Below are 23,317 nucleotides of genomic sequence, written 5' to 3'. Positions count from 1 at the left end.
GCCTGTTTTCCTGACGCTCAGCCGAGGCCGTGATCCGCAGCTGGCACGACGGACCGCGGCTCCAGCGCCTCCTGCTCCAGGTGGCGCACATCGGATCCAAACGCCAGCCAGTCAGCCAAATTGCGGATAGCGCTTTCGGATCTTGCGATCGACCCTAGGCTCGGCTCCGGATCGGCCGGCTGCCCGGCCTTCTCGGCCAGCTCCTTGGTCATCAGGTGCGGCCGCGGCCCACGCGGCAAGTTTTCCTCCAAATACCTGAAAATCCGCAGACCGCCGGCATCTACATCGCCCCAGTGAAGGAACGGCACCTCGGCCGGCACGGTGACCAGAACCTTCGACAGGAGCTCGATGACTCCCGCCGCCGGGAAACCGCCGGTGTAGACGACCAGGCTGCCGTCCTCGATCTCGCGAACCTGCCGATTGAAACTCGCGTAGTTCTCGATCGTCAGGACGGCCGTCGGCCGCACCAAGACCGATAGCTGCGAGAGCATCTCCGGATGGATCGATGCGAACGGCTCGGCGCGACCGTCGACCACGCGGCCACTGGCCCCGTCCACGGCAATAGGCCCTTTCAGATGAACAGGGTGGCTGAAACGCTCCAGGCCGATGTGCGCCCAGACTACGTCCGCCGCTGCACCGGGCTGCCCGATCTGGACGCCGAGAACGGCGGCGAGCCGCGAAGCGTGCCGATCGAACGCCTTCGTGTCGTTCGTCGCCTTTTGGGAGAAGGTTCGCGCGTCCAGTCCTTTGGCCTCCTGCCGCGAGATGGACGCCAACAGCGTGAAGAACTCCTTGGCAGCATCGGCCTGGCCGGCCGTCAGGCGATAGGCGGGCTCGTTGCGGGTCCACCTAGCCGTCATTTCATCCAATAGGCCGACCACCCACGGCTCACCGGCCGTAGCGACCGGAAGCAGCTCGTTCCTGACGCGCTGCGCGGTCGCTGGCGCCGGCGGACGCCCCAGGGTTCTGGCCAGCAGTTCAGGATCGCGCACGCGAACCCGCTCGATCAGATGGCTCCGGTCTCTCTTGCCCCGCAGCAGTTCGACGGCGCCGAACCTCTCCGCCGCCGCCATCTGATCGTGGAAGCGAGTCATCTGCTGCGCGGTCAACAGGCTGTCATAATCCGGAGCCGCGGAAGCCGGTCGGGAGCGATCGGGATTGCGCTCGCTCCGCTCCAACAGACGTTCGAGAAATTCGACGCCGGCATCCGGTGTACGAACGTGGGTCATTCCGCCGCCTGGTCCTGCGGGATGGAGGCAGCCCTCTCCGCAGCGATCAGCTCGGATTTGAAGACATCAAAGCCCTTGCGATATGGATCGGCAGCAACGATTGCGTCGCGAGCCTTGTCCGTCAGGAATTCTGTGTCGATCATCACCTGGTTGCCTAACCGATTCACGTTCACCACGGTGTCGACCACCTCCATGAACACGTGCCGCTTTTCGTCAGGGGTGGCCAGCATGACCTGGAGCCCGAGATCCCGCATGAATTCCGAGCACTGACCGATCGCCCTCGTGTCCAGTCGATTGAAGGCCTCGTCGAAGATGGCGAGCGACAGTCCGCTCTCGCCGGTGCGCCGGTTCTGGTACGTGGCGGCCAACGAGGCACCGATGGCGATGTAGAAGGGCAACTGGCCTTCACCACCGGATCCCGTGCCCGCACGGCTCGTCAGCGACGATCGGATCTTGCCTTCAGCATCCTGGATGTAGAGTTCGAAATTGAAATACTTGCGCGGGTCCTCGATATCCTCGGTCCGCGCCTCCACATTCGACAGGATCTCCTCGATCTGGCGAACCGCCCGGATCATGGGAGAGTTCGCGTCGCCGCTGCGATCCCCGAAGAGAGACAGATTGAACTCTGGCTTCCTGGATTCCGCGACGAGCTCGATCATGTCGACATGGGTCGGGGCATCCAGCGCCTTGAACGAGTAGTAGTCGCGCCCGTGGAACTGACGATCCTTGAGGTGACGATTGAGCTCGTTCAGGGTGGCCTTAATGCCGGTGAAGGCGTCGTCGAGGCGATGCAGGAGATCATCGCGGAATGCCGAGGTCATCTCGGTCGCGGCGTTCCGGCACTGCTCCTCGTATTGGACCAGTTCATGTGTGTCGAGGCGCTGCTTTTCCGCCGCGGCCCACTTCTCAACGGCCGCCGGCGTCGCTTCTTCAGCCGTGAATGGCGGCACGACATGGAATTCCTGACCATGCTTGTTCATTGCGCCGGTCATTTCGCGCATGAGACTCGAGCGGCGATCCGTCGAGCGGCGATCCCGATCGGCCACGAAGCCAGCGATGAGGTTTTGTATAGATTCAGTGGCGATCGCAGGGACCTGCCCCCGGTACTCGCGCATGGCCGTCGACTGCGGAAAGCTACCCCGCATCTGGCGCGCGCGACCGCGCCGGACCGACGACAAGTGGTCGCGGTTCTGCTTCACATAGATTTCGTATGCGCCCTCGGCGCGATCCCGCGCCGTTTGTGCCCCGTTGAAGGTCACTTGAGTCGTGTTTTTCAGCCGGGCGACCATCGCCGCTTCAGACCGCAGACGATCTCGCTCTGATATGAGCTTGGGATCGCGATTACGCCTGGCATCCTGGATATTCTTCTCAGCATCCGAGATCTTGCGATCGAATTCGACCAACGTAGCGCCGCACAACAAGCAGCTCAGCCCCGCGCCCTGTACTTTCTGGAATTGCGCGAACATGCCCTCGAAGAGACGGTCCTCTTCTTCCAAGCGCCCCACCTCGCGAGCCTGTTCGGCGAGCTTGAGCTCAAGCTCTTCCCGCTCGGTCTGAAGTTGCTGGCGCATTTGGGCCTGGGTGGCGCGACCGAGTTTCAGGTACTCCGGCTTAGGAAGCCGCCGGACCGTCCTGCCGCCCTGCATCATGCGATCGGGCGTAATGGCGTTCTGAGCGGCAACCATCCTGTCCATGGTCTCCACCATCATCAGTCGGCCGAGGCGATAGTTGAGGAAGGCCCGCGCGTGCCGGTTATCCGTGCCGATGATCTGTGCCAGCGAGCCCTTTTCGGGCGGCCTGGTACTGTCGGTCTTCGTCGTGTTGATGACCTCAGCGTGCTGAAACGAATACTCCCCGCCTTCCCGATAGATTTCGAGGGCGCGCACCGCCCGACTAGGGTCGACGATCAGCGCCTCCCGGGACCGCCCCAAGACGGCTTCAGCCGCCATCCGCCACTTATCGTCGCGGATTTCCACCAGATCGCACAAGGGTTCAGCTTCGATGCCATGCGAACGAAGCTGGTCGATCAGCTCCCGGGTGCCGCGCTCGATGGGGCTCAGTCCCTGGTCCATTCGCTTGAGATTGCTGTCGATTTGATCAATGCGATCCTGAAGATCCTTGGTCGCGATGCGGGCGTTGAGATGGACATCTGAGAACGTCTTGCGGACCGTCGCGAGCCTTTCCTGATCGACTGCGGCGAGCGCCGCATCCAGATGCGAGGCGCTATCCTTCCAGTCTTCCGGGAGCGTCTTGTCCCATTCGGAAAGTGGCGCCCTTCCACGAGCGACCACGACTGCACTCAGCAGTGCATGCAGTAGATCGTCCCGGCGGACCAGCAGATTGCGCTCGACGGCCTTTTTGATCGAAGCGATGAGCCCATCGATCTCGTTGACCGGCGCCATTGCATTGGCCCGCTGACCCAGGGTGAAATTCTTGTCCGATTCATACATTTGGGCAAGTTGTTCGCCGTCACTAGTGTTGATCGACAACTCGACGGCCTTGAGCTCCGTTTCGAGCGTCGAGTGCCGGGTCGAGGCAGCGACGGCTTCCACTTCCGCTTTTGCAGCGGCGCTCTTGAGCTGCGCAGTGTTCTCTTCCTGACGTCGCGCATCCCGCCGGAACTTCTCCCACTCAAGGCAGGCAATCTGCCAATTGGTGACCGCGATAACCCGTTCGTTTTCGACGGCGCGGCCGACGATGCGGAGGATTCCGGCGAGGCTCGCGCTCTGCGCCCTCAACTCCTCGATACGGCGGGTCAGCGAACGCCAATGTTCGATCCCGCGCCGAAGCCTATCGACCTGGAGGGGCTGAACGTCGAGAACGTAGTTCCGGACAAAGTCCGTGGGATTGTCCACCGGCTTCAACAGCAGCGCGTTCCGGAACGCCTTCTGGAAGCGCCTCGGATCGAGCGGGAAGCCTGTCGGCGATAAGACCCGGAGCGATTCCGCCACGAAGTCCGTGGCGCTGGAGAACGCGTCGTCCACTTCGATATTCCGGGCGCGCAACGCGGTGCGCACCGCATGCCACTGCAGCGTCTCGACCTCATCGTCGCCAACCGCAGTGAGGATGTCTTCCTTCATCATCGCACCCTTGGCAATGAATCGCGCCTCGCAGAACTCGTCGCTCCTCGATGCCGATGCCGAAAAAGCCACACCCAGGCTTACCGCCGAGCCGTCTTCCAGATTCTCGAAGCCCAGGATGATGTAGGTGTAGGCATGCTGGCGAGTCGGCTCCGACCGCTCGCCCTTCTCGTCGAGCGAGACCACGCCAAGGCAATAGTCTCGCAGCGTCCGCTTGCTCCTGACGTTGCTCTGGGCGCTCGGATTGAACCGGATGCTAGCCATACTCGCGCCGGAGAGCACGGTCTGCACGGCGTCGATGATCGCCGATTTCCCCGCCCCGTTCGGGCCGATGATCGCGGTCATGCCGCGCATGTCGACCTGCTGTGCCCGGAACAGGTACCAGTCGATCAGGATGATGCGACGCAGTTCGATCACGCCTGCACCTCGCTCGCGGCGTCGGTCTTTGCCGTCGCCGCGGTGGAGCGCGAGACAAACTCCTCCAGAGAGCCGAGGGTGTCCTTTGAGACCACGATCGGCAGGGCAGGCCGCAGGAACAGGGTGAAGTTCCTATCGTCACGATCCTCAATCCGGACGAGCCCGCGCTGCCTGAAGCCGGCCAGGATTTCCTTCACGCGCCCGAAGTTCGGTCGCTCCCGATGGGTCCGGTCTTCGTAGATCTGCAGGATCTGCTCGCTCTCGACCTCCACCTCGCCGAATTCCTTAGCCTCGAACCGCGTGAACGCCTCCTCGTAATGGAGCCGCAGCACCAGCACGAGCAGACTCTCGTCCAGTTTCATGCTCTGACGGGGAGGCAGTTCGTTCGCCACGAGGCCGACGTATCCGTCGTTCGGCCTGCCCACGACGCGGTAACCCAGGGCGTCAAACAGGTTCTCGAAGTAGCCAATGTAGCGACGGAGCACCTCGTAAGAGGTCTTCATGCCCCAGTCGTTTTCATAGATGAACTGGGCGCGCCAGAGCGACTGCGCGGCCTGGCGCAGATCCTTCTGCAACCGGTCGCCGTCGCCGCCCTCGGAATCCTCGTCGTCGATCAGTTTGGAAACATCACGCAGCATCGGCCGAGGTCCTCGTTCTCTCGATACGGAATGCGGTCACGTCAATCCAGTCGTTAGAGGTGCGCTCCTCCTCGAGCGCGATCGTGAATTCACCCAAACGCACAGAGCGGCCCACCGCCGCCAGATTCGGAAGGGCTCGGTAAGCGAAGAGATCCGGAACGCTCTGGATCTCGATCTCGGAAGAGGACATTGCATCTCGACCTTGCATCTGCCGGCGAGCGAACTCGAGCAGCTTTTGATCGGACACGCGCACCATCCGGTCGAACTCGGTCGTGGCCTGGACATAGGCGCGCAGATAGGGATCCTGCTTCGGCACTTTGAAACGCGTCCGCTCGGGCGGAGCCTTCGGCGGCGGCGGGGTGTACAGCGCGAGTGATGTGATCGGCAGTGCGACATCCGGCGACCTCATACGGATCTCGACCTCGTTGCTGTCGACTTTCGAGATCTGCTCGATCAGCCGGACGATCCGCTCGGCGGACCCCTCCCCCATGACGTCCATGTAGTGGACGGTGGTGCGGATGCGGCGCTCGAGGCGGTCCCGGAAGTCCTCGATCTTGTCCATGAACGGTCCGACGTCCTCGAACACGCTCTTGATCTTCTCGAGCTCCGCGATGACTCGTTCCTCGGCTGTGGCGATCGTGGCGCCCGCAGCCATCACACCCTGCTCGATGTAGGCACGCGCGATCTTGCCGAGGCACTGGGCGTCCGCAAGCATGTCGCCCGCGAGCGATGCGATCGTGCGGCGATGACGGTAGGGGTTGTTGGACGTCTTGAGTTGCTTGTAGTCGGCGATCAGCAGCCCGTCGACAAAGTCCTGGAAGAAAGTGCGGAGGATGGCCGCCGCGTTTGGATTGCCCAGAATGTGGTCCTCGATCTCGCGCATGCCGGCGAGGATCCGGCGCATGCTGCGGGCGAACCGCAGGGCCGTGTCGTGCGCGTTGGCCAGACCTTGGGCCATGGTCTCCGGCTCGCGGTTCGCGGCCTCAAGGTTGTTCTTGACGTCGACAACGGCTCCGGCGACGCGGACCCGGCTGTTGCCGAAGTCGGTGATCGCGCCTAGGACCATGAAGGCGTCCGGATTCATGTCGACGTAGGTGCGCCACTTCTCGGTCTCTTCCGTGAGCCAACCGGTGTCGCGCAGTCGATAGTAGGCAAGGTAATGAGCTTGGCTCGTGGTCTGATCTTCCTCAGGGTCGCCCTCGGAAAGCTCGCCCATCGATCCGATGCCGAACTCCGAGAGGCCGATTTCGATCTGCTTCACGACCTCTTCCCTGAGCGGCGTCTCGAGGATCCGTGCCGAATAAACCCTCTCGCAGAGACGCATTAGCAGGCGCGCGTAGACGTGCTTCTTCGGCCCCGATAGAGGCTTGAAGAGGGTCTCCGGAAGATAACCAAACAGCTTCATCATCGGTCCTTCAGCCGATGGATTGAACCGTTACGCTCCTTCAACTGCAAGGAAAAACAGTAGAGTTTCAGGGCATTCTCCTTGCTTTCCTCCGCTTCAGAAACTCCGTCGCGGCATCCATGATATCCCAGGCTGCCCGATGCTCGTCGATGGCACCTGCTTGATGTCCGCGATGACGTCCTTGTCCATCATCGCAATGAACGTAACCCGGGCCCCTTTGGGGGTCGTTTGCCCTTTTGCGGCGCCCTCTTCCTTCCGACCATTGACCCCTCCGCTGCGAGAAACCTTTCGTTAACCATAGCGGGCGCGCGGGCCCGGATGGCAGCATCTCATCGACCCGTGCTGCGTCCAGATCCGGACGGCCGTCCAAGCCGACGGCGGCACCTTCCAGTTGACGCAAATCAGAGAGAAATATGGCTCGGCCCCTGTATTGGACGGACCGATTGTCTCTTGACGCGAACGGCCAGGTCGAGGCGGCGATCGATCTGGCCGAGGCCCGCAGCGCCTGCAACTGTGAAGTGTGCGGCGAGGTCGGCGTCCTCCGCAGCGGCAGCTGGCTGACGACTCGCTGCTACCGGTACGCCGAGGGCCGGCCCCCTGCCGAGGTCCGTCCCGGCTTCGAGAACATCGGCATCGTCCGGTACGGCATCGGCGATCAGCGCCGGATCACCTGCCGACGCTACGACCGGGAGAACGATGCGTTCGTGGACGTCGATCCCGCCTACCCCGGAATCGAGGAGGAATGGGATGGCCAGATTCCGCTGTCGCGCTTGCGGCCAGGAAGGCGATTTCGTCTACGACCCGAAGCGGCACGAGTGCCCGCGCTGCGGCTTGCGCGAGGTGCAATTCGCGCTCCCGACCAGCTCGTGTATGAGATCATCGAAAGCCTGAGCCGGGCCAAGCCCCTCGACCGCGAAGGCGAGGAGGACTGACCATGCGCTTGTGGGTCATGTCCGACGTCCATCTCGAGCTCACGCGGGGCTGGGACCTGCGTCCCGCGCGGCGCGTCCGGATTACGACGTGCTGATCGTCGCCGGCGACCTGGTCCCCAGGGCTGAGCGCGGCGTCCGCTGGTTGCTCCCGCATGACAGACCGGCCCCGCATCTACGTCACGGGCAATCACGAAGGTTACGGCACGACCTGGGAAGGACGCTTGAGAAGGCCAGGGCTGCGGCTGCCGGAATGCACGTGCACGTTGCGGAGAACGAGACCGTCCGCGTCGGCGATGTCATGTTCGCGGGTGCGACCCTCTGGACGGACATCGGCCTCAACGGCCACGCGCATCGCGCGATGATGACCGCCGGCGACCAGATGAACGACTTCAAGAAGATCCGGATTGGGCCCACGGCATTCCGAACCCAAGGCCAAGCCCATTCAAAGAGCGATTCGCAATCTTTGGTTTCAAGACTTGAATCGACTCATAATGCTTTGGTTCTCAGACTCACGTTTTTTGGAGCTAGCTAGACCAAAAATCAACAGCTTAGCCGACTCACATTTGATTGGCCCCGACGTGACCACCACCAATCGCCGGATTCATCGATGCGGGAAATGGGCGACAGGCCGCACTCCGGCCGGTCGCCTACAGGTTAAGCGCGCGTTGATAATGAAACGCCTAGCTTTGCTGCCATCGCAGTGGTGGCAGCGGGAGTCCGCTTTAGCGCCTTTGCGATCCTGGCGACGCCTAACTTTGCTTTTGCCATGGTCTTCATTTTTCGAAGATCGTCTTTCGTCCACGCGCGGCGAACTACTTTCTTTGCTTTTGCCATTCTTTCTCCGAATCGGATTGGGACAGAGCCGGGCTTCTATCATGACAGTCTGCATTGGCGACAATGAACAAGGCGAGAATGTGAATGCGACTTCGTCGCCTGAGATTTGGATTACTGTTGTCGGGCGCAAAAACGGGCATGTGCCTCTCATATCAAGGTAGACCAGCATGGGCGAGCGATTTTATGTGGATAGAGCGCGCGTCGTTCGGGCGCTTGCGGAGGAGGCAGACCCCTTGGTCAAGATTCTGCGCCTTGCGAACAATGACGACGGCATGCGAAAGCAGACAACGCGCGGTCACGTGCAAAAAAAGCCAGCAGTTCTAAATTCGAAAGTCGGGCCGCAGATTAGCCGACCCTTTTTGCTGTGTAGTGTCTTCGAGCATCGAACGGCGGGTCGAAAGTTATTCATATCCGCAAAATGAGCGACCTCGACCTGCCTCAACAAATGGCAAGATTTCCGGCGGCATGTATCCAGAGTCGCGATTTTGAGCAGCGCGCTTACCGGCACCATGTGCTTACTATCGCGCGCCGTATATCGCGCCGTCGCTTTCACAAGCTCAAAATGGCTATAGTAGATTTCGGTCCAGTCACCGTTCAAGTCGATCTAAATAAGCCAATTTGCGACGCGGCATAGTTTGTTTGTACCTGCACTTTCTTCCCGTCTGGCCTGATCGCGCCATCACCCTTAGTGCTGCGCCCGGCGGGCCATCTGACCCCTTACGATTAGCCTTACATAGCGACGAATCCAAATAGCATTCAACAGGACAGATTACGGCACCTCTGGCAGCTTGGAGCATTGGCTCTCCCAAACACGACCGTGGGCAAATTCTCTGCCCGTGAATCATCACGCGCACTTTTTGGCCATCTCTCCGCACCACATCGTCACTTCACGTGATCCAAGAGCAGCCAGCTAGGCCAGCCGTCGGCCTGTCCAGTTCATCATGGCCAAAATTGTGCGAGCTAAAGCAACAAAGGCGACGGCTTGATGCGCGTTCAGCAAAATTGGTCAAACCCAAAAATGACGCGAAAATCCAGTCACCGGAAAATGATCGCTGTGTTCTTCTCCGATCTCACCGGCTCTCAATGATCCTCGGCTCTTTCAGCTGTCCCATAATACTCGAAGCTTTCTTAGCTTTCACTGGAGAGAGGAGCGAATGCCGTGATTGAATGAATCGACGCGGAGCTTTCTTCCCTGCCACTCGTTTTTATGTTGCGGTCACCAATCTTGCGGTCACCAATCTGGCGTCGAGAACCAAACTCACAAAGGCATGTCAGGCGCGCGCTGTTCCGAAAGCGCGGCCGTTAGCCGCACGAGACCGCCGATGTTGATTCGATTGGGCGGCGGAGAAGAATGAACAACCGAGCAGGGAGCGATCGATGGCGATGACGGATGAGCCCCGCCAAAAACGGAACCTGATTCCCTTGAAAAAGGCGTTGGAGCGGGGTGGTTTCGGCCGGACCAAGGCCTACAAGCTGATCAAGAAGGGAAAGATCATCGCCTACAAAATGGAGGGCCAGACCATGGTCGATGCCGATTCCATCGAGGCCTATCATATGACCCTCCCTCGCATTGAGCCGAGAACGTGAAGGCGCTCTTAGTTCGCACAGCTTTCAAGGATTTCCTTGATCGGCACAATCTTTTTTGGGAGGGCAAAGCGATCGATCCGGTCAGCCCAATGCTGCATCAGCTTGGTCCGCGAGCCGATCAGAGCCAGCGGTCCGTGCCGTTTGTAGATCGCCTTCACCGAGTCACTTTCGAGATGCGCAAGTTGCAACTCGATGACGTCGCCATCCCACGCCTTGGCTTCCTTGATCTCCTCATGGTGACAAAGAGTCGAGAATGTAGTGCGGAAGCCATGGGCGCAATGTTCGGTCTTGGTGTCGATGCCGAGTGCACGCAGCCGAGAACAAAGCGATCTACCGGACAAGGGCGCATCTTCGGCACAAGCGAACACGTAGCGCCGATTGCCGTTGATTTTCCGCACGCGTCGCAGGATAGCGACGGCTTGTCGCGACAGGGGCACGACATGATCCCAGCCGGTCTTCATCTTAGCAGCAGGAATAGTCCACCGTTCGGCATCCCAGTCGACTTCTGACCATTCCATGTTGTTGATCATGCCGGGGCGCGGGATAGTAAGTGCATCGAGCCGAAGGGCATCACCGACGACATCACCAAATCTGGCCTTCGCCCATGTCGGCATGATCAGCCTGAACAGGCGAATCACATCCTGCGGATCAGTGACGCCGGGCCGCGGCGTCGAGACGTTGGCAATAAGCTGCTTCTTGCAGGCACGGAACGGATTGTAGCCATCCCCTTCGAGGTCAGCGTAGTCGCAAACTTGCGAACCGATACTGTGAACTCGGTCACGGGTCTCTAGTCTGCCTTCAGCCTGCATCGCCCGAAAGAAAGCGAGAACGTCGGGGCGTTTGATGTCTTTCCGACAGAGCTTGCCGAAACGACCCTTCAGATAACCAGCCCATCTTTCGAGCAGCGCGATGGTTTCAGGACTGCGAACTGTGACAAGTCTGCCGCGCTTGATCTTCTCGATCTTCTTCTCTGCAAGCCATTCATCGATCCACACGCCCAGAGGGCGTTCGGCCGCCTGACGATGTCTTTCGAATTGTTTTTCGACGGAGGGATCGACTGGTGGGCTTTGGGCGAGCAGCGCCTTTGCGACGTCGCGCTTCTGACGTGCAGTGGCGAGTGAAAAGGTGCCGTCGTTGCCATCGCCGTAAGGCCCGATGGAGTAGGTCTTCTGTCGGCCATGAAAGCGATAGGCCATCTGCCAAAGCTTGGAGGCGGCTTTGCCCGGCCTGTTCAGGTCCGGCTTGATGAAGAGATAGAGACCGCCGCCTGTCACGTCAGAAATTTTCGTGGCGGTCCAAGCGCCGTTCTCGAATTTCGGTTTGGCGGCGCGACAGTCGACGTCGGTCCTGATCTGCTGGGGGTTTGCGTGCTCGCCAACCTGACTGCGTGCCATCTGCTTTGACTTCTCGCGTCTCGGAAGATCGGAATTGTGCCGCGACGTTTGTTCTTCCGATACCAACAAAAATACCAACAAAGTCGGCGGCTGGACGCGAACGAGAACAAACAGTGACGAACATGAATGTACGCGGAAACCCCTATTTTTCAAGCGTTTCTGAGCGTGTGCGAACACCATCGAACATCTTAGAACGTCTTCGAACAGCCTGCCTTCTTACGTCCAAGGTAATCGAAACGGGTCGCAGGTCAGGTCATCTTGGCGGCACAGGAGATGACCCATGCTGATGCTTTCTGTGTTCCGCTTCGTCGCCGCCATGATCCCCCGGGTGCTCAATCTGATCACCTGGCTCGTGGCACGCTCCCTGAACATGCCCGAGCCCCTGGTGCATGACACCGGTGTGTTTGTGTTCGTGCAGGTGCAAACGATCGAGAACAGAGTCGGCAAGGCGCTCTGCCCGGTGCGGCTGATGCGTCAGCTCCGGTCGCTGCTGCAACGCTGATCCCTGCCCCCAGAGTCCATTCCAAAGCAAAAGGAGAACGTCATGATCCATCCGTCCACCTTCCTGAGCCGCGCCCTGCTCGCCGACGCGATCTTCAGCGGCGTCGCCGCCGTGGCGCTATCGCTCGGCGCCGGCACGCTCGCGCCGTTCCTCAATTTGCCGGAAGTCCTGCTGCGCGAAACTGGCCTGTTCCTAATCGCCTATACCGCGCTGGTCGGCTGGCTGGCGACGAGGTCGACGGTGATGAAGGCGCTGGTGTTGTTCGTGATCATCGGTAACGCCGCGTGGACGCTTGGCAGCATCGCGCTGCTGTTCTCCGGCGCGGTGTCGCCGAACCTGCTCGGTCAGGTTTTCATCGTGGCACAGGCGATTGCAACCGGCGTGTTTGCCGAGCTGCAGTATATCGGCCTGCGGAAGAGCGGTGAGACGGTGGCGGCGTAAGTCGTCATAACTCAGAGTCATTCCGGGGCGATGCGAAAGCATCGAACCCGGAATCTCGAGATTCCGGGTCTGGTGCTAACGCACCATCCCGGAATGACGCAAGCAAATGTCAGCTCAATACCACCGCCGCAATCATTCCGGCAAAAGTCAGCACCAGCCCGATGACCAGCATCGGCACCAGGCTGCTGCCCGAATACGGATCGGCCCGCTCCTTGTTCGTCACGATATGTGCTCGATAGGCCATCACACTGCTCCTGCCTGATTGCGTCGAAATCTTTCACCGTTTGCGAGCATGACGCCGTTCACGCCGGCGATGCCAAGCTCGAGGCTCGCCGCAATCCGCCGCGCCCGTTCCACGAAATGCGCTTCCGCCTCCGGTGGGCAGATCTCTCGCGCGGTGGCCTCGAACAGCGCGAGCCAACGGTCGAAATGCGCGGCATCGACCGACAATGGCAAATGCTTGGCCATCGGCGTGCCGTGATAGCGGCCGGTCATCAGCGCGACGGATGACCAGAATGCGCACATCTGGTTCAGATGCGGCTCCCAATCCTTGATGCGCGCGTCGAAGATCGGCCCCAGCACCGCGTCCTCGCGGACCTTGGCGTAGAAGCCGCGCACCAGGCGCTCGATCATCGCTTCGTCGATGCCCGTCCGCTCCATGATTTCGGCCACGAGCCGTTCGCGCCGCTCCGGCCCTGCCACGATCGCTTCCATTCCGCCTGCCCTTAAATAGGTATTACAAATACCTATTTGAACGGCTATAGATGATTTGCAAGCAGATCTTTTGAGAGGGGCCCCATGCGCCTGACGTCGTTCACGGATTTTGCGTTGCGCGCCCTGATGCGGCTGGCGGGCGAGCCCGGCCGCTCCTTCGCCACCAATGAAATCGCGGCCGAGTTCGGCATTTCCCGCAACCATCTGGCCAAGGTGGTGCGCGACCTCGCCGATAGCGGCTTCATTTCGACCCAACGCGGCGCCGGCGGCGGCTTCATGCTGGCCCGCCCGGCCCAGTCGATCACCATCGGCGAGGTGGTGCGCGCGCTGGAAGGGCCGCCGCTGGTCGAATGGCAATTGCGTGCTGAAACCGCGCTGCCGGCTTAAGGCGAGGCTCGCTGCCGCGCGCGAGGCCTTCATGCGCGAGCTCGACGCCACGACGCTGGCGGAATGCGCCTACCCCGCGCCGGTCCGACGCAGTCCGGTGACCGCGTGAGGCCCGCATCGAAGCTCAGGATTTAAACATGAAACCGATCGAATTCGAGAATGGAATCGTGCAGATCGATGCCGCGATCGTCGCTGAAGGCCTCGGCCTTGCACTGCCGCTTCTTCAGGAGGAGATGCGGGCGGGCAGGATCACGAGCTTTGCCGAGCGCGGCGTCGATGCCGACATTGGCCGGCATCGGCTGACCTTCCTGTCCGCGCATCGGCGGTTTCGCGTCGTGGTCGACGAAACAGGCACTATCGTTCAACGATCGGCGGTCGATTTCGGCGATTCGTCGTTGCCGAAATCGGTGCGCAAGCCTGGCGGATAAGCCGCCGCACGCTCAGAAATCCGTGCAGGAAACAGATGACATCAGCACAAGTCAGCGGCACGGAAGGATATGCCAGCGAAGCGGAACGGTTACTCCAGCGCTACGAAAGCATTCCGGCGGCTGAAAATCACCGCCATGTCCTGCATCTGATACCCAAAGCCCCGGCCCGCGTGCTCGATATCGGTTCAGGAACTGGACGGGACGCAGGCTGGTTCGCAAGCTTCGGGCATCGTGTTACCGCCGTCGAGCCTACCGACGCCCTGCGTATCCCCGCCATGGCGCTGCATCCCTCTCCTCTGATCGAATGGCTCGACGACAGCCTGCCCGATCTGGTGCGCCTGCGGGCACGCGGCGAGACGTTTGATCTCGTGATGCTGACTGCGGTGTGGATGCATCTCGACCAAACCCAGCGTCAATATGCGATGCCGAATCTGGCCTCGCTGATTGGGTCAGGCGGCACGATCACTATGACGATCCGGCATGGGCCCATGCCGCCCGCACGGCGGATGTTTGAAATCCCCGCCGAGGAGACAATCGCGCTCGCGCAGTCGCACGACTTGCGCTGTGTCCTGAATGTGGCTTCTGGATCCCACCAGGGGAGAAATCGCGCCGCCGGCATCACTTGGACGAACTTAGCCTTCGTGAAGGCAGATGCTTCGGGGGCATTCTCGCGCTAGCTAAATGAGCCCCGGCTCTCCTGAAGACGCGCGTCGAAACAAAGGGCGAGAGCCTTGCTCCGATTCAATCAAGGCAAAGCAGCCCTATGCTTGGAGGGTCGGCGCCGGCGCGGAAACCGGCTGTTTCCTGGCAGCCAATTTCTTGCCGGACGCTCTGACACGGCTGTTGCCGTTCAGTGATGACCCATTCAGTAACATGCCATTGGGCGAATGGCCGTTCAGCTTGAGCTTTTTCTTCGACTTCCGCTCAGCCTCTGCCTTCAATTTGTCCTTCAGCTTGGCGTCGGCCTTGGCCAGTTTTTCCGCCTGCTTCAGCGCCTTCCGCTCGGCCTTCGCCTTCAGCCGCGCCCTCTCCTCCCGCGCTTCGGCACGCTTCTTTTTGCGTTTCTTCTCGCAGGCTGCGCATTTGCAGCCGATCGGCTTCAGATAGGCTTTGAAGTAATCGGTGCCGTAATCGTAGTTGATCTCCTCGCCCGGCTCGATGTCCTTGATGGCGCGGATGAACACCTTGCGCTTACGGGGTTTGACATCGGATTCGGCGTTCGGCCGGCAGGAATGGTTGATGTAGCGGGCGATATTCTTGCGCACCGAGCCGTCGATGGTCCAGCGGTCGTTCAGTTCGAACAAATATTTGTTCTCGATCGCGTCTTCTTCTTTCTTCTTCGAATCAAGAAGCGGCCCGAAATAGCGGATAATCTTGGTGCCCTTCTTGATCGGCTTGGTGGCGAAAAGGCCAAGTCCGGTACGGGAGCGGCCGACGCGATAGGGTTTGTTCGAAGGAATGGAGGGCATGACGATTGGATAACTGCGCGCTCGAAAAACGAGGAATTGAAGCCGCCCTTCTAGGACGATTCCGCGGCAATGTCAGGTGTTTCGCACATTCGCCTTGAACCTTCCCCAGATTGCACCGTCTACCCCAAAGGTTCCACGCGAGAAGGTTCAGATGAAACGCGTCTCCCATCGGCGGCTTACCGTGTCGGCCGCCATGACGCTGTTCGCCGCTGCATTTGGCTTGATGTCCCCGGCGAACGCCCAAACTTTCAGCAGCAGCTATACATCGACCGCTCCAAAGGACTGCCACACGGTCGGCAAGCCCGAATCCGACGGCAGCACGACGCAGGTCTGCCCCGGCAAATCGGGGCTGGTGATACTGATCAGCGAGGCCGATCTGCGTGAAACCGTCTCGGTGGGGCGAAACCGCGAGGCCGCCGCCACGGAGCCGGCCGCGGAGGCTTGGTTCGGCCCGTTCAATTCGACCGGCCACACCGTCGAATGGCGGGCGGTCGGCGGCAGGCCGTTCGCGATCATTCAGCGCTGGCTGATCGCCGATAACAACGACCTGGACAAGAGCGGAAGCCCGATCACGAAACCGATGCTCGCGGTGACGCGGCTGCCGCCCGGGCCGGTCTGCCACGTCGCCTATATCGACGGCCAGGCCAACCGCAATGCTAACGAGTTCGCGCGCCAGGCCGCTGACGAATTTGCGCGTGATTTCAAGTGCGGCAAGGACGAAGTGAAGGTGATTGGCGAGCGCGGCCGCGCGGTGGAATTGGCAAAGCGGTGATGGTAGACGCAGCCCGGCGCTTTCTTGCCGCATTAACGTCAAAGCTTCAGGCTTGAGTGCTTGAACCTTGTCAAACCTTATTATTTCACGGCATCACCCCGGGGCAGCATGCACATAAAACTCCTGGCACTCCTCATCGTCGGCATCGCCCTCTCCGGCTGCTGCGCCTCCGGAACTGGCTGCTCGACGCAGACCGCGGGCGCGCCGATCGCCTGGGACGGGTTGGGTGAACCGCCGACCGCAGATGGCGAACCAGCCGGGGTGGCCAAGCCAAAGCGGAGGACGGCGCGCAACCGCGAGATCATTCTTGGCCCGCTGAACGAAGCGTCTTCTAGGGACAGGTCAGCCGGATCGGACGTCAAAGCGGCGTACGAAGACTGGACGCGGCAGCCCAACGAAGACGCGGAAGCCGACGCAAGGCTCGCGCGGCAGACCAAAATTTGCAGGGGCTGCTGAGCGGCACGCCAGCCGCAACCGTCGCCGCGCAGCTCCATCCCGCCTGCGAACTCCCGCAGAGTGGCCACCGTGTTACGCCCCTGGCGGTCGTGGCACTGTCGAGCGCAACATTGCATCCAGAAGCTGATCGACGCCGGTCCCCTCGGGCAGCCGGCGCAGGATGTCCTTGAGCCTTCCATCAAGCAGCAGCGTGGTGAAGCCGTGCACCAGCGACCACGCGCGGGCAATCGCGGCGGCCTGGTCGAGCGACAAGGCCGCCAGCGTTGCGCCGGTGGGCTCTTCATTGCGGCTGAGGCTCACCGCGGTGGCCAGTCCTTCGAAGGAGGCGGTCGCCGCCTCGTGCAGCGAGGGCCGTGTCATGTCGAGCCGCTCGGTCCGGAACATCAGCCCGTACATGCCGGGGCGCGCCTGCGCATAGGCGACATAAGCCTTGGCGCGCGCCAACGACTTCATGAGCGGGAGCGTTTCGGTGTTGCCCGCCGCGGTCATCGCCGCGTTGAAACGCCGGAATCCGATGGCGGCAAGCTCGCTCAGCAGCCCGGTGAGATCGTCGAAATGATGGGTCGGTGCCGCATGTGATACGCCGGCCTCGCGCGCAACCGCCCGCAGCGTCAGGCCCGACAGCCCGTTGCGTTCCAGCACCCGCTCCGCCGCGGCGAGCAAGGCGTCGTGCAGATCGCCGTGATGATAAGGCGTCTCGCCGGCCGGACGACGACGCCGGCTCGCCAGCCTCTCCGCTACGGGTTTCGCCGCCCTGCGCTTCGCGGCGGGGCGGATCGTTGTTTCTCGCGCTGTTCTTGCCATGCGACTTCTTATAACCGCAATTTTTACACTGTAAAGATTTTGCTTGACGGCTGCTCGCAGTATCCCTACTGATATCTTTACGGTGTAAAGATAAAGCCGGAGGAAACGCGATGCTCGAGCAGGCAACGACCGAGATGGCCCGGACCAATCTGGCGCCGATCCCGATGGAATGCGACGCGCCACATCTCAAGGTAACCGGCGAGATACCGCGCGAGCTTAACGGCACGCTTTATCGCAACGGCCCCAACCCGCAATTCGATGCACCCGGCGCCCACTGGTTCGTCGGCGACGGCATGCTGCACGCCTTCCATCTGGAGAACGGCCGCGCCAGCTATCGCAATCGCTGGGTCCGCACCCCGAAATGGCTGGCCGAGCACGACGCTGGCCGCGCGCTGTTCGGCGGCTTCGGCCGCAAGCTGCCGGGCGCACCGGCCGGGACCACCGACGATGGCGGCGTCGCCAACACCAGCATCATCTTCCATGCCGGAAAACTACTGGCGCTCGAGGAAGGTCATCTGCCGACCGAGATCGAGCCCGGCACGCTCAACCGCCTTGGCTATTGCGACTACAAGGGCGCCATCAAGGGTCCCTTCACCGCGCATCCGAAGATCGATCCGGTGACCGGCGAGATGGCATTCTTCGGCTACAACGCCGCCGGTCCCCTCACCCCCGCCCTCTCCTTCGGATCGGTCAATGCCTCAGGCATCGTGACGCGGTTCGATCGCTTCGAGGCGCCCTATGCCAGTATGGTGCACGACTTCATCGTCACCGAAAATCACCTGCTGTTTCCGATCCTGCCGATCACCGGCAGCATGGATCGCGCGATGCGGGGCAAGCCGCCTTACGCCTGGGAGCCGGACAAGGGCGCTTATGTCGGCGTCATGAAGCGCAACAGCTCACCAAAGGATATCGTCTGGTTCCGCGCCGAGAGCTGCTACGTCTTCCACGTCATGAACGCGTGGGAGGAGAACAACCGCATCATTGCCGATGTGATGCAGTTCGAGGAAGCGCCGCTGTTTCCCCATCCCGACGGCTCGAAGACGGACCCGCAGAAATCGCGCGCGCGGTACTGCCGCTGGACGTTCGATCTCGCGGGCAATACCGACCGCTTCACGCAAACCTATCTCGACGAGCTCACTGGCGAATTCCCGCGCATCGACGATCGCCGCACTGGACAGGCAAACAGCCACGGCTGGTACGCCTGCGCCAATCCTGACTTGCCGATGTTCGGCGCACTGTCCGGCATCGTCCATGTCAACGGCGAGGGTAAACGTCTCGGCCATTATCTGCTGCCTGCCGGCGATACCATTTCCGAGCCGGTGTTCGTCGAGCGCGGACCTGACGCCGCCGAAGGCGATGGCTGGCTGCTTGCCGCGGTCTGGCGCGCGCAGGAGAACCGCAGTGATCTTGCGGTATTCAACGCGCAGGACGTCGAAAGAGGTCCCGTCGCGCTGGTGCACCTCGGCCACCGCGTACCCGACGGCTTTCACGGCAACTGGGTCGGGGCGGCGTAAGGGCCGCACGTCATTCTCCGATGTGCAACTGCACATCGGAGGCATCGCGCAGCGATGAACCGGAATCAGACTTCCAACCGAAACACAATCAGCAGAGAGCAAGACGATGAAGGACGTATTCGCGAGACTAGGCGCCGATTTTTTCTCCACCATCTTGTTCATCGCGATCTACCTGACGACTGACAACGTGCTGCTGGCGACTGCCGTCGCGATCGCTGGCGCAATTGCGCAGGTGATCTACTCCCGCATCAAGGGCAAGGAACTCGGTTACATGACATGGGCCAGCCTTGGGCTCGTCATCGTGCTCGGCAGCGCGACGCTTCTGACCCACGACCCGCGCTTCGTGCTGGCGAAACCCGCAATCGGGCATTTCGCGATCGGCGTCATCATGCTCAAGCGCGGCTGGATGTTGCGCTACATGCCCTCCATCGTGACCCAGACCATTCCCGAACACGTCACTTTCGCGGGTTACGCTTGGGCCGCACTGTGCTTCATACTCGCCGCCGGCACGATCGGTATCGCGATGACCGGCGACATGAAGCTGTGGACGTTCTATGTGACCGTCGTGCTGGTCGGCGCCAAGATTGCCGCTTTTGCAATTCAATACGTCGCGTTTCGTATTTTGGTCGGCGGCCGGCTTCGCGCCGCCGCCCAACAAGCCTGAAAATACGCGTCAAAAAGGCGCTTGAGACGATTGGGCTTGTGTGGCGAGATAGGCTATACCGCGCACGAGTTTAGCGGATCTCGCAGGCCATTCCGGCTTGCCGTGGAAATGTCGGGGAGACAAAGATGGCCGTGGACGGAAACTGGAATATCACTATGAGCACGCCGATGGGCGAGCGCAAGGCGACGCTGTCGCTGCAAAGCGCGGGCGGCGCGCTGACCGGCACGCAAGGCGCGGACGGCAATTCCGGCGAAATTTTTGACGGCACCGTCGACGGCGATGACGTCGCCTGGAAGATCTCTATCACCAACCCGATGCCGCTCACGCTTGCCTTCACCGGCAAGGTTTCCGGCGACACCATGTCCGGCGAAATGGGCATCGGCCCGATGGGCAGCTTTCCGTTCACGGGGTCGCGGGCGTAATCCGCCGGCTAGAACCAAATCTGCATCGGCAAGCGGTGCGCATCAAGGTGCGGCGTCCCCTCCGGGACGCTGCCCGTAGGGTCGCAGGCCGCAATCGCGACCGCGCAGGCATCGAGTACATCGTCAGGCTTTGCGCCACTGCCGATCCGCGCGTCGGTCAACCAGCGATCAATGCACCGAATGCCTGATTGCTTGAGCAGCGCGCGGCGCAGCGTGATTCCCTCGGTGGATTTCTTCGAAGGCAGGGGCTCGCTGCCGTTCAGCCGCAAAAACACCAGTTCGGGATGAACCTCGCGGATGTCGCGAGAGGGATTCTCACGCACGAATGCGTCGACTTCCATGATCTTCGCACCGAGGTGCCAGAGCTGGCGCGACACTCGTTTCTGCCCGCGTCGCTGCGCTTCTCCGTTGGCAGCATCGGGATCGCTGAATTCCTGCCACAGCCAGCGGCGTGCGCCCGTAAAGACACGCGAGGTATGCGGCCGCAGCTTCGTTCGCGCCAGCAGATCGCAGCCGCGCCCGCCGTCGTCGGTCATTCCGATCGGAATGTCGATCCCTGCCCTGTCGAACGGGTGCGACAGCGCTTCGGTGACATCTCGATGGAACAAGATTTCCTGCCGGTCGCCGTCGAGATGCACACCGACCCAGCCTTTGCTGAATCCATCGAGGCCAATCGCCCTACAACACGTCCTCGCGCTCACTTCGGGCGACTCGGCACGATCGCGATCGGATTGAAGCTGTAGACCGCCTCGCCATGCTGGTTATAGGCGGTCCATTTGATGCGGGCGACGCCGTGCGGCTTCGATCGCGAAGGCACCAGCTCCACCACCTCCCCTTCGAGATGAATGGTGTCGCCGGGCCGCACCGGCTTCAGCCAGCGTAGGTCGTCAACACCAGCGCCGAACAGCGGATGCGGCCCGAATGGGCGAGCACTCGCGGCAAGCCGCATTGCAATGGCCGCCGTGTGCCAACCGGAAGCGGCGAGTCCCCCGAGGATCGTGTTCTTGGCGGCCTCCTCGTCGAGGTGAAAAGGCTGCGGATCATACTCTTTGGCAAAGCGGATAATGTCGTCCTTCGACACCGTCACCGCCTCGCTCTTGAAGCGCATGCCGACCTTCAGGTCGTCGAACCATTCGACCATGCTGTTATCGCTTCCGCTAGAAGAGGCGCCCTCTGTTTACGGCATCCAGCAATTGCTCAAGCTCTACCCCGTACTTATCGGGTTCGTACTGCCTATCGGTGCCGCGCGTCAAAGACTCATCACTGATCTTCTTGCAAACCGTGCCGATGTCACCCTTGGGTAACGTTCCGTCGAGCACCTGACCAAACAGTTCTCTCGTCCGGCCGGTCGCTTGATCACGGAGGCCACGGACGATGTCGATCTGGCGCCGTCAATCGCACTGCCCTCACCCCAGGTTCAATTCCCTAAAGAAGTCGTTGCCCTTATCGTCGATGATGATGAAGGCCGGGAAATCCACCACTTCGATGCGCCAGATCGCTTCCATGCCGAGTTCGGGATATTCCACCACCTCGACCTTCTTGATGCAGTGCTCGGCGAGATTTGCCGCAGCTCCGCCGATCGAACCGAGATAGAAGCCGCCGTGCTTCTTGCAGGCCTCGCGCACCGCGACCGCGCGGTTGCCCTTGGCGACCATCACCATCGAACCGCCCGCCGCCTGGAACTGGTCGACGAAAGAATCCATCCGCCCCGCCGTGGTCGGGCCGAACGCGCCGGACGCGTAACCATCGGGCGTCTTGGCTGGGCCGGCGTAATACACCGGATGGTCCTTGAAATAGTCCGGCAGCGACTCACCCTTCTCCAGCCGCTCGCGCAATTTGGCGTGCGCGGAATCGCGCGCGACGATCATGGTGCCGGTCATCGAGACCCGCGTCTTGATCGGATATTTCGACAGCGTCGCCAAAATCTCCTTCATCGGCTGGTTGAGGTCGATCTTGACGACCTCGCCGCCGAGCGACTGCTCGACCGCGGGCAGATACTGCGCTGGGTTGTGCTCGAGCTCCTCGAGGTAGACGCCATCCTTGGTGATCTTGCCGAGCACCTGGCGGTCGGCCGAACAGGAGACGCCGAGCCCGATCGGGAGCGAGGCGCCGTGGCGCGGCATCCGGATCACGCGTACGTCGTGACAGAAATATTTGCCGCCGAACTGCGCACCGACGCCGAGCGACTGCGTCATCTTCAGGATTTCCTGCTCCATTTCGACATCACGGAACGCGTTGCCGTCGGCCGAGCCGTGGGTCGGCAGCGCATCGAGATAGCGCGCGGAAGCGAGCTTCACCGTCTTCATGCAAAGCTCGGCCGAGGTACCGCCGATGACGATGGCGAGGTGATAGGGCGGGCACGCCGCGGTGCCGAGCGTGAGCACCTTCTCCTTCAGAAACGCCAGCAGACGATCTTTGGTGAGAACGGAGGGCGTCGCCTGAAACAGAAAGCTCTTGTTGGCGGAACCGCCGCCCTTGGCCATGAACATGAACTTGTAGGCATCGTCACCCTCGGCGTAGATCTCGCACTGCGCCGGCATGTTGTTGGCGGTGTTCTTTTCCTCATACATCGACAAGGGTGCAACCTGCGAATAGCGCAGGTTACGGCGCAGGTAGGCATCGCGCGCGCCTTCCGAGAGCGCCGCCTCGTCGTCGCCATCGGTGATGACGTTGCAGCCCTTCTTGCCCATGATGATCGCGGTGCCGGTATCCTGGCACATCGGCAGCACGCCGCCGGCGGCGATGTTGGCGTTCTTGAGGAAATCGAAGGCGACGAACTTGTCGTTGTCGCTGGCCTCCTTGTCTTCCAGGATCGAGCGGAGCTGCTTCAGGTGGCCGGGCCGCAGGTAGTGGTTGATATCGCCGAAGGCAGCCTCCGACAGCGCCCGCAACGCCTCGCGCGACACCACCAGCATGTCCTTGCCGAGCACCTTCTCGACCCGCACGCCCTCGGTCGTGATCTTCTTGTAGGGCGTGGTGTCCGGCCCTAGCGGAAACAGCGGCGTATGCTTGTAGGGCGGAACGGGTTTCTGGTCGGGAAAAGCGGTCGGGGCGTTCATGTCGATATCTCGGGTTGGAGCCGGCGGCGGCCAGAACGGCGCCGCGGTAGACCCGTTCTAAGCATTTTTCGACCAAAAGGAAGGTTTTGCTGGCCCGGCAGACGAGGCCGAAGCCGGGCAATTTTCGGCCGCCAATCGGCGATTGAACCGTTCCCAGCCATCTCCAGAC

The 23,317-nt window shown here is 61.3% G+C and carries 27 protein-coding genes; 14 read left to right on the top strand and 13 right to left on the bottom strand.

The window, feature by feature from the left end; all coding sequences use genetic code 11:
• Window positions 1-17: 17 nt before the first annotated feature.
• Genes YUO_RS41065 through YUO_RS47170 form a run of 4 tightly spaced genes read right to left on the bottom strand, consistent with a single transcriptional unit; the run spans window position 18 to window position 6,688 of the window.
• A complete protein-coding gene (locus YUO_RS41065) occupies window positions 18-1,229 on the bottom strand; it encodes a Wadjet anti-phage system protein JetD domain-containing protein (protein ID WP_051379507.1) in 1,212 nt (403 codons plus the stop codon).
• On the bottom strand, window positions 1,226-4,726 hold the full coding sequence (locus YUO_RS0118810) for an SbcC/MukB-like Walker B domain-containing protein (RefSeq protein ID WP_028348687.1): 3,501 nt from the start codon (window positions 4,724-4,726) through the stop codon (window positions 1,226-1,228). Before YUO_RS0118810 ends, YUO_RS41065 begins: the two co-directional genes overlap by 4 nt.
• On the bottom strand, window positions 4,723-5,364 hold the full coding sequence (locus YUO_RS0118805) for a DUF4194 domain-containing protein (RefSeq protein ID WP_028348686.1): 642 nt from the start codon (window positions 5,362-5,364) through the stop codon (window positions 4,723-4,725). Before YUO_RS0118805 ends, YUO_RS0118810 begins: the two co-directional genes overlap by 4 nt.
• Window positions 5,354-6,688, bottom strand: a complete 1,335-nt coding sequence (locus YUO_RS47170) for a Wadjet anti-phage system protein JetA family protein (RefSeq protein WP_283806416.1) — start codon at window positions 6,686-6,688, stop codon at window positions 5,354-5,356. Before YUO_RS47170 ends, YUO_RS0118805 begins: the two co-directional genes overlap by 11 nt.
• A gap of 524 nt (window positions 6,689-7,212) precedes the next feature.
• On the opposite strand from YUO_RS47170, the gene YUO_RS43840 reads away from it, so the two are divergent.
• Entirely contained in the window at window positions 7,213-7,701 is a 489-nt protein-coding gene (locus YUO_RS43840; RefSeq protein WP_051379506.1) for a hypothetical protein, read from the top strand.
• Window positions 7,702-7,789: 88 nt separating this feature from the next.
• Window positions 7,790-8,233: a metallophosphoesterase family protein gene (locus YUO_RS46290; RefSeq protein ID WP_156908675.1), complete on the top strand. Its 444-nt coding sequence runs from the start codon at window positions 7,790-7,792 to the stop codon at window positions 8,231-8,233.
• A 122-nt stretch (window positions 8,234-8,355) separates the two neighbouring features.
• Here the strand turns inward: YUO_RS46290 and YUO_RS44805 are convergent, their stop codons facing one another.
• Window positions 8,356-8,535 (bottom strand): hypothetical protein, encoded by a 180-nt coding sequence (locus YUO_RS44805; protein ID WP_083754628.1) that lies wholly within the window; start codon window positions 8,533-8,535, stop codon window positions 8,356-8,358.
• 1,377 nt (window positions 8,536-9,912) lie between these two features.
• Here YUO_RS44805 and YUO_RS0118780 point away from each other — a divergent pair.
• On the top strand, window positions 9,913-10,122 hold the full coding sequence (locus YUO_RS0118780) for a MerR family transcriptional regulator (RefSeq protein ID WP_028348683.1): 210 nt from the start codon (window positions 9,913-9,915) through the stop codon (window positions 10,120-10,122).
• A gap of 8 nt (window positions 10,123-10,130) precedes the next feature.
• Here YUO_RS0118780 and YUO_RS0118775 read toward each other — a convergent pair whose 3' ends face one another.
• Window positions 10,131-11,696: a tyrosine-type recombinase/integrase gene (locus YUO_RS0118775; RefSeq protein WP_235782748.1), complete on the bottom strand. Its 1,566-nt coding sequence runs from the start codon at window positions 11,694-11,696 to the stop codon at window positions 10,131-10,133.
• A gap of 100 nt (window positions 11,697-11,796) precedes the next feature.
• Between YUO_RS0118775 and YUO_RS0118770 the strand changes: the two genes are divergently transcribed.
• Both YUO_RS0118770 and YUO_RS0118765 read left to right on the top strand, forming a co-directional pair.
• Complete coding sequence (locus tag YUO_RS0118770) at window positions 11,797-12,018, top strand: hypothetical protein (protein WP_028348681.1); 222 nt, start codon at window positions 11,797-11,799, stop codon at window positions 12,016-12,018.
• Window positions 12,019-12,060: 42 nt separating this feature from the next.
• On the top strand, window positions 12,061-12,459 hold the full coding sequence (locus tag YUO_RS0118765) for a hypothetical protein (protein ID WP_028348680.1): 399 nt from the start codon (window positions 12,061-12,063) through the stop codon (window positions 12,457-12,459).
• A gap of 109 nt (window positions 12,460-12,568) precedes the next feature.
• Here YUO_RS0118765 and YUO_RS48505 read toward each other — a convergent pair whose 3' ends face one another.
• On the bottom strand, window positions 12,569-12,703 hold the full coding sequence (locus YUO_RS48505) for a hypothetical protein (RefSeq protein ID WP_283806414.1): 135 nt from the start codon (window positions 12,701-12,703) through the stop codon (window positions 12,569-12,571).
• Window positions 12,703-13,173 (bottom strand): group III truncated hemoglobin, encoded by a 471-nt coding sequence (locus YUO_RS0118755; RefSeq protein ID WP_035727020.1) that lies wholly within the window; start codon window positions 13,171-13,173, stop codon window positions 12,703-12,705. Before YUO_RS0118755 ends, YUO_RS48505 begins: the two co-directional genes overlap by 1 nt.
• A gap of 84 nt (window positions 13,174-13,257) precedes the next feature.
• Here YUO_RS0118755 and YUO_RS41055 point away from each other — a divergent pair, with 84 nt between their 5' ends.
• The 4 genes from YUO_RS41055 to YUO_RS0118740 are packed head-to-tail and all read left to right on the top strand — an operon-like array spanning window position 13,258 to window position 14,665.
• Entirely contained in the window at window positions 13,258-13,560 is a 303-nt protein-coding gene (locus YUO_RS41055; RefSeq protein WP_235782747.1) for an RrF2 family transcriptional regulator, read from the top strand.
• Window positions 13,535-13,669: a hypothetical protein gene (locus YUO_RS48500; protein ID WP_283806417.1), complete on the top strand. Its 135-nt coding sequence runs from the start codon at window positions 13,535-13,537 to the stop codon at window positions 13,667-13,669. Before YUO_RS41055 ends, YUO_RS48500 begins: the two co-directional genes overlap by 26 nt.
• A gap of 28 nt (window positions 13,670-13,697) precedes the next feature.
• Window positions 13,698-13,988, top strand: a complete 291-nt coding sequence (locus YUO_RS0118745) for a DUF6522 family protein (RefSeq protein WP_028348678.1) — start codon at window positions 13,698-13,700, stop codon at window positions 13,986-13,988.
• 35 nt (window positions 13,989-14,023) lie between these two features.
• The gene (locus tag YUO_RS0118740) at window positions 14,024-14,665 is read left to right on the top strand and encodes a class I SAM-dependent methyltransferase (RefSeq protein ID WP_028348677.1); all 642 of its coding nucleotides are present in this window, start codon (window positions 14,024-14,026) and stop codon (window positions 14,663-14,665) included.
• 84 nt (window positions 14,666-14,749) lie between these two features.
• On the opposite strand, the gene YUO_RS0118735 is transcribed toward YUO_RS0118740, so the two are convergent.
• Window positions 14,750-15,457, bottom strand: a complete 708-nt coding sequence (locus YUO_RS0118735; protein ID WP_028348676.1) for an SET domain-containing protein — start codon at window positions 15,455-15,457, stop codon at window positions 14,750-14,752.
• A 193-nt stretch (window positions 15,458-15,650) separates the two neighbouring features.
• Between YUO_RS0118735 and YUO_RS41050 the strand changes: the two genes are divergently transcribed.
• Together YUO_RS41050 and YUO_RS0118725 are read left to right on the top strand one after the other, a co-directional pair.
• Window positions 15,651-16,229: a hypothetical protein gene (locus YUO_RS41050; RefSeq protein ID WP_051379515.1), complete on the top strand. Its 579-nt coding sequence runs from the start codon at window positions 15,651-15,653 to the stop codon at window positions 16,227-16,229.
• 108 nt (window positions 16,230-16,337) lie between these two features.
• On the top strand, window positions 16,338-16,685 hold the full coding sequence (locus tag YUO_RS0118725) for a hypothetical protein (protein ID WP_028348675.1): 348 nt from the start codon (window positions 16,338-16,340) through the stop codon (window positions 16,683-16,685).
• A gap of 72 nt (window positions 16,686-16,757) precedes the next feature.
• Here YUO_RS0118725 and YUO_RS0118720 read toward each other — a convergent pair whose 3' ends face one another.
• The gene (locus YUO_RS0118720) at window positions 16,758-17,489 is read right to left on the bottom strand and encodes a TetR/AcrR family transcriptional regulator (protein ID WP_028348674.1); all 732 of its coding nucleotides are present in this window, start codon (window positions 17,487-17,489) and stop codon (window positions 16,758-16,760) included.
• A 110-nt stretch (window positions 17,490-17,599) separates the two neighbouring features.
• Between YUO_RS0118720 and YUO_RS0118715 the strand changes: the two genes are divergently transcribed.
• The 3 genes from YUO_RS0118715 (at window position 17,600) to YUO_RS0118705 (ending at window position 20,089) form a co-directional block, all read left to right on the top strand.
• The gene (locus tag YUO_RS0118715) at window positions 17,600-19,003 is read left to right on the top strand and encodes a carotenoid oxygenase family protein (RefSeq protein WP_028348673.1); all 1,404 of its coding nucleotides are present in this window, start codon (window positions 17,600-17,602) and stop codon (window positions 19,001-19,003) included.
• Between the two features lie 106 nt (window positions 19,004-19,109).
• Entirely contained in the window at window positions 19,110-19,667 is a 558-nt protein-coding gene (locus YUO_RS0118710) for an inner membrane-spanning protein YciB (protein WP_028348672.1), read from the top strand.
• Window positions 19,668-19,792: 125 nt separating this feature from the next.
• Complete coding sequence (locus YUO_RS0118705) at window positions 19,793-20,089, top strand: hypothetical protein (protein ID WP_028348671.1); 297 nt, start codon at window positions 19,793-19,795, stop codon at window positions 20,087-20,089.
• A gap of 8 nt (window positions 20,090-20,097) precedes the next feature.
• Here YUO_RS0118705 and YUO_RS0118700 read toward each other — a convergent pair whose 3' ends face one another.
• The 3 genes from YUO_RS0118700 to YUO_RS0118685 all read right to left on the bottom strand — a co-directional run bounded on the left by YUO_RS0118700 (window position 20,098) and on the right by YUO_RS0118685 (window position 23,148).
• Complete coding sequence (locus YUO_RS0118700; protein WP_198028049.1) at window positions 20,098-20,790, bottom strand: DUF429 domain-containing protein; 693 nt, start codon at window positions 20,788-20,790, stop codon at window positions 20,098-20,100.
• Complete coding sequence (locus YUO_RS0118695) at window positions 20,787-21,230, bottom strand: MaoC family dehydratase (RefSeq protein ID WP_028348669.1); 444 nt, start codon at window positions 21,228-21,230, stop codon at window positions 20,787-20,789. The genes YUO_RS0118700 and YUO_RS0118695 overlap by 4 nt, the downstream gene beginning before the upstream one ends.
• Window positions 21,231-21,495: 265 nt before the next feature.
• Entirely contained in the window at window positions 21,496-23,148 is a 1,653-nt protein-coding gene (locus YUO_RS0118685) for a fumarate hydratase (protein WP_028348668.1), read from the bottom strand.
• Between the last annotated feature and the right edge of the window lie 169 nt (window positions 23,149-23,317).

Source organism: Bradyrhizobium murdochi (assembly GCF_000472965.1).
GTDB classification, from domain to species: domain Bacteria; phylum Pseudomonadota; class Alphaproteobacteria; order Rhizobiales; family Xanthobacteraceae; genus Bradyrhizobium; species Bradyrhizobium murdochi.
This window is presented reverse-complemented; position numbering and strand designations above follow the sequence as displayed.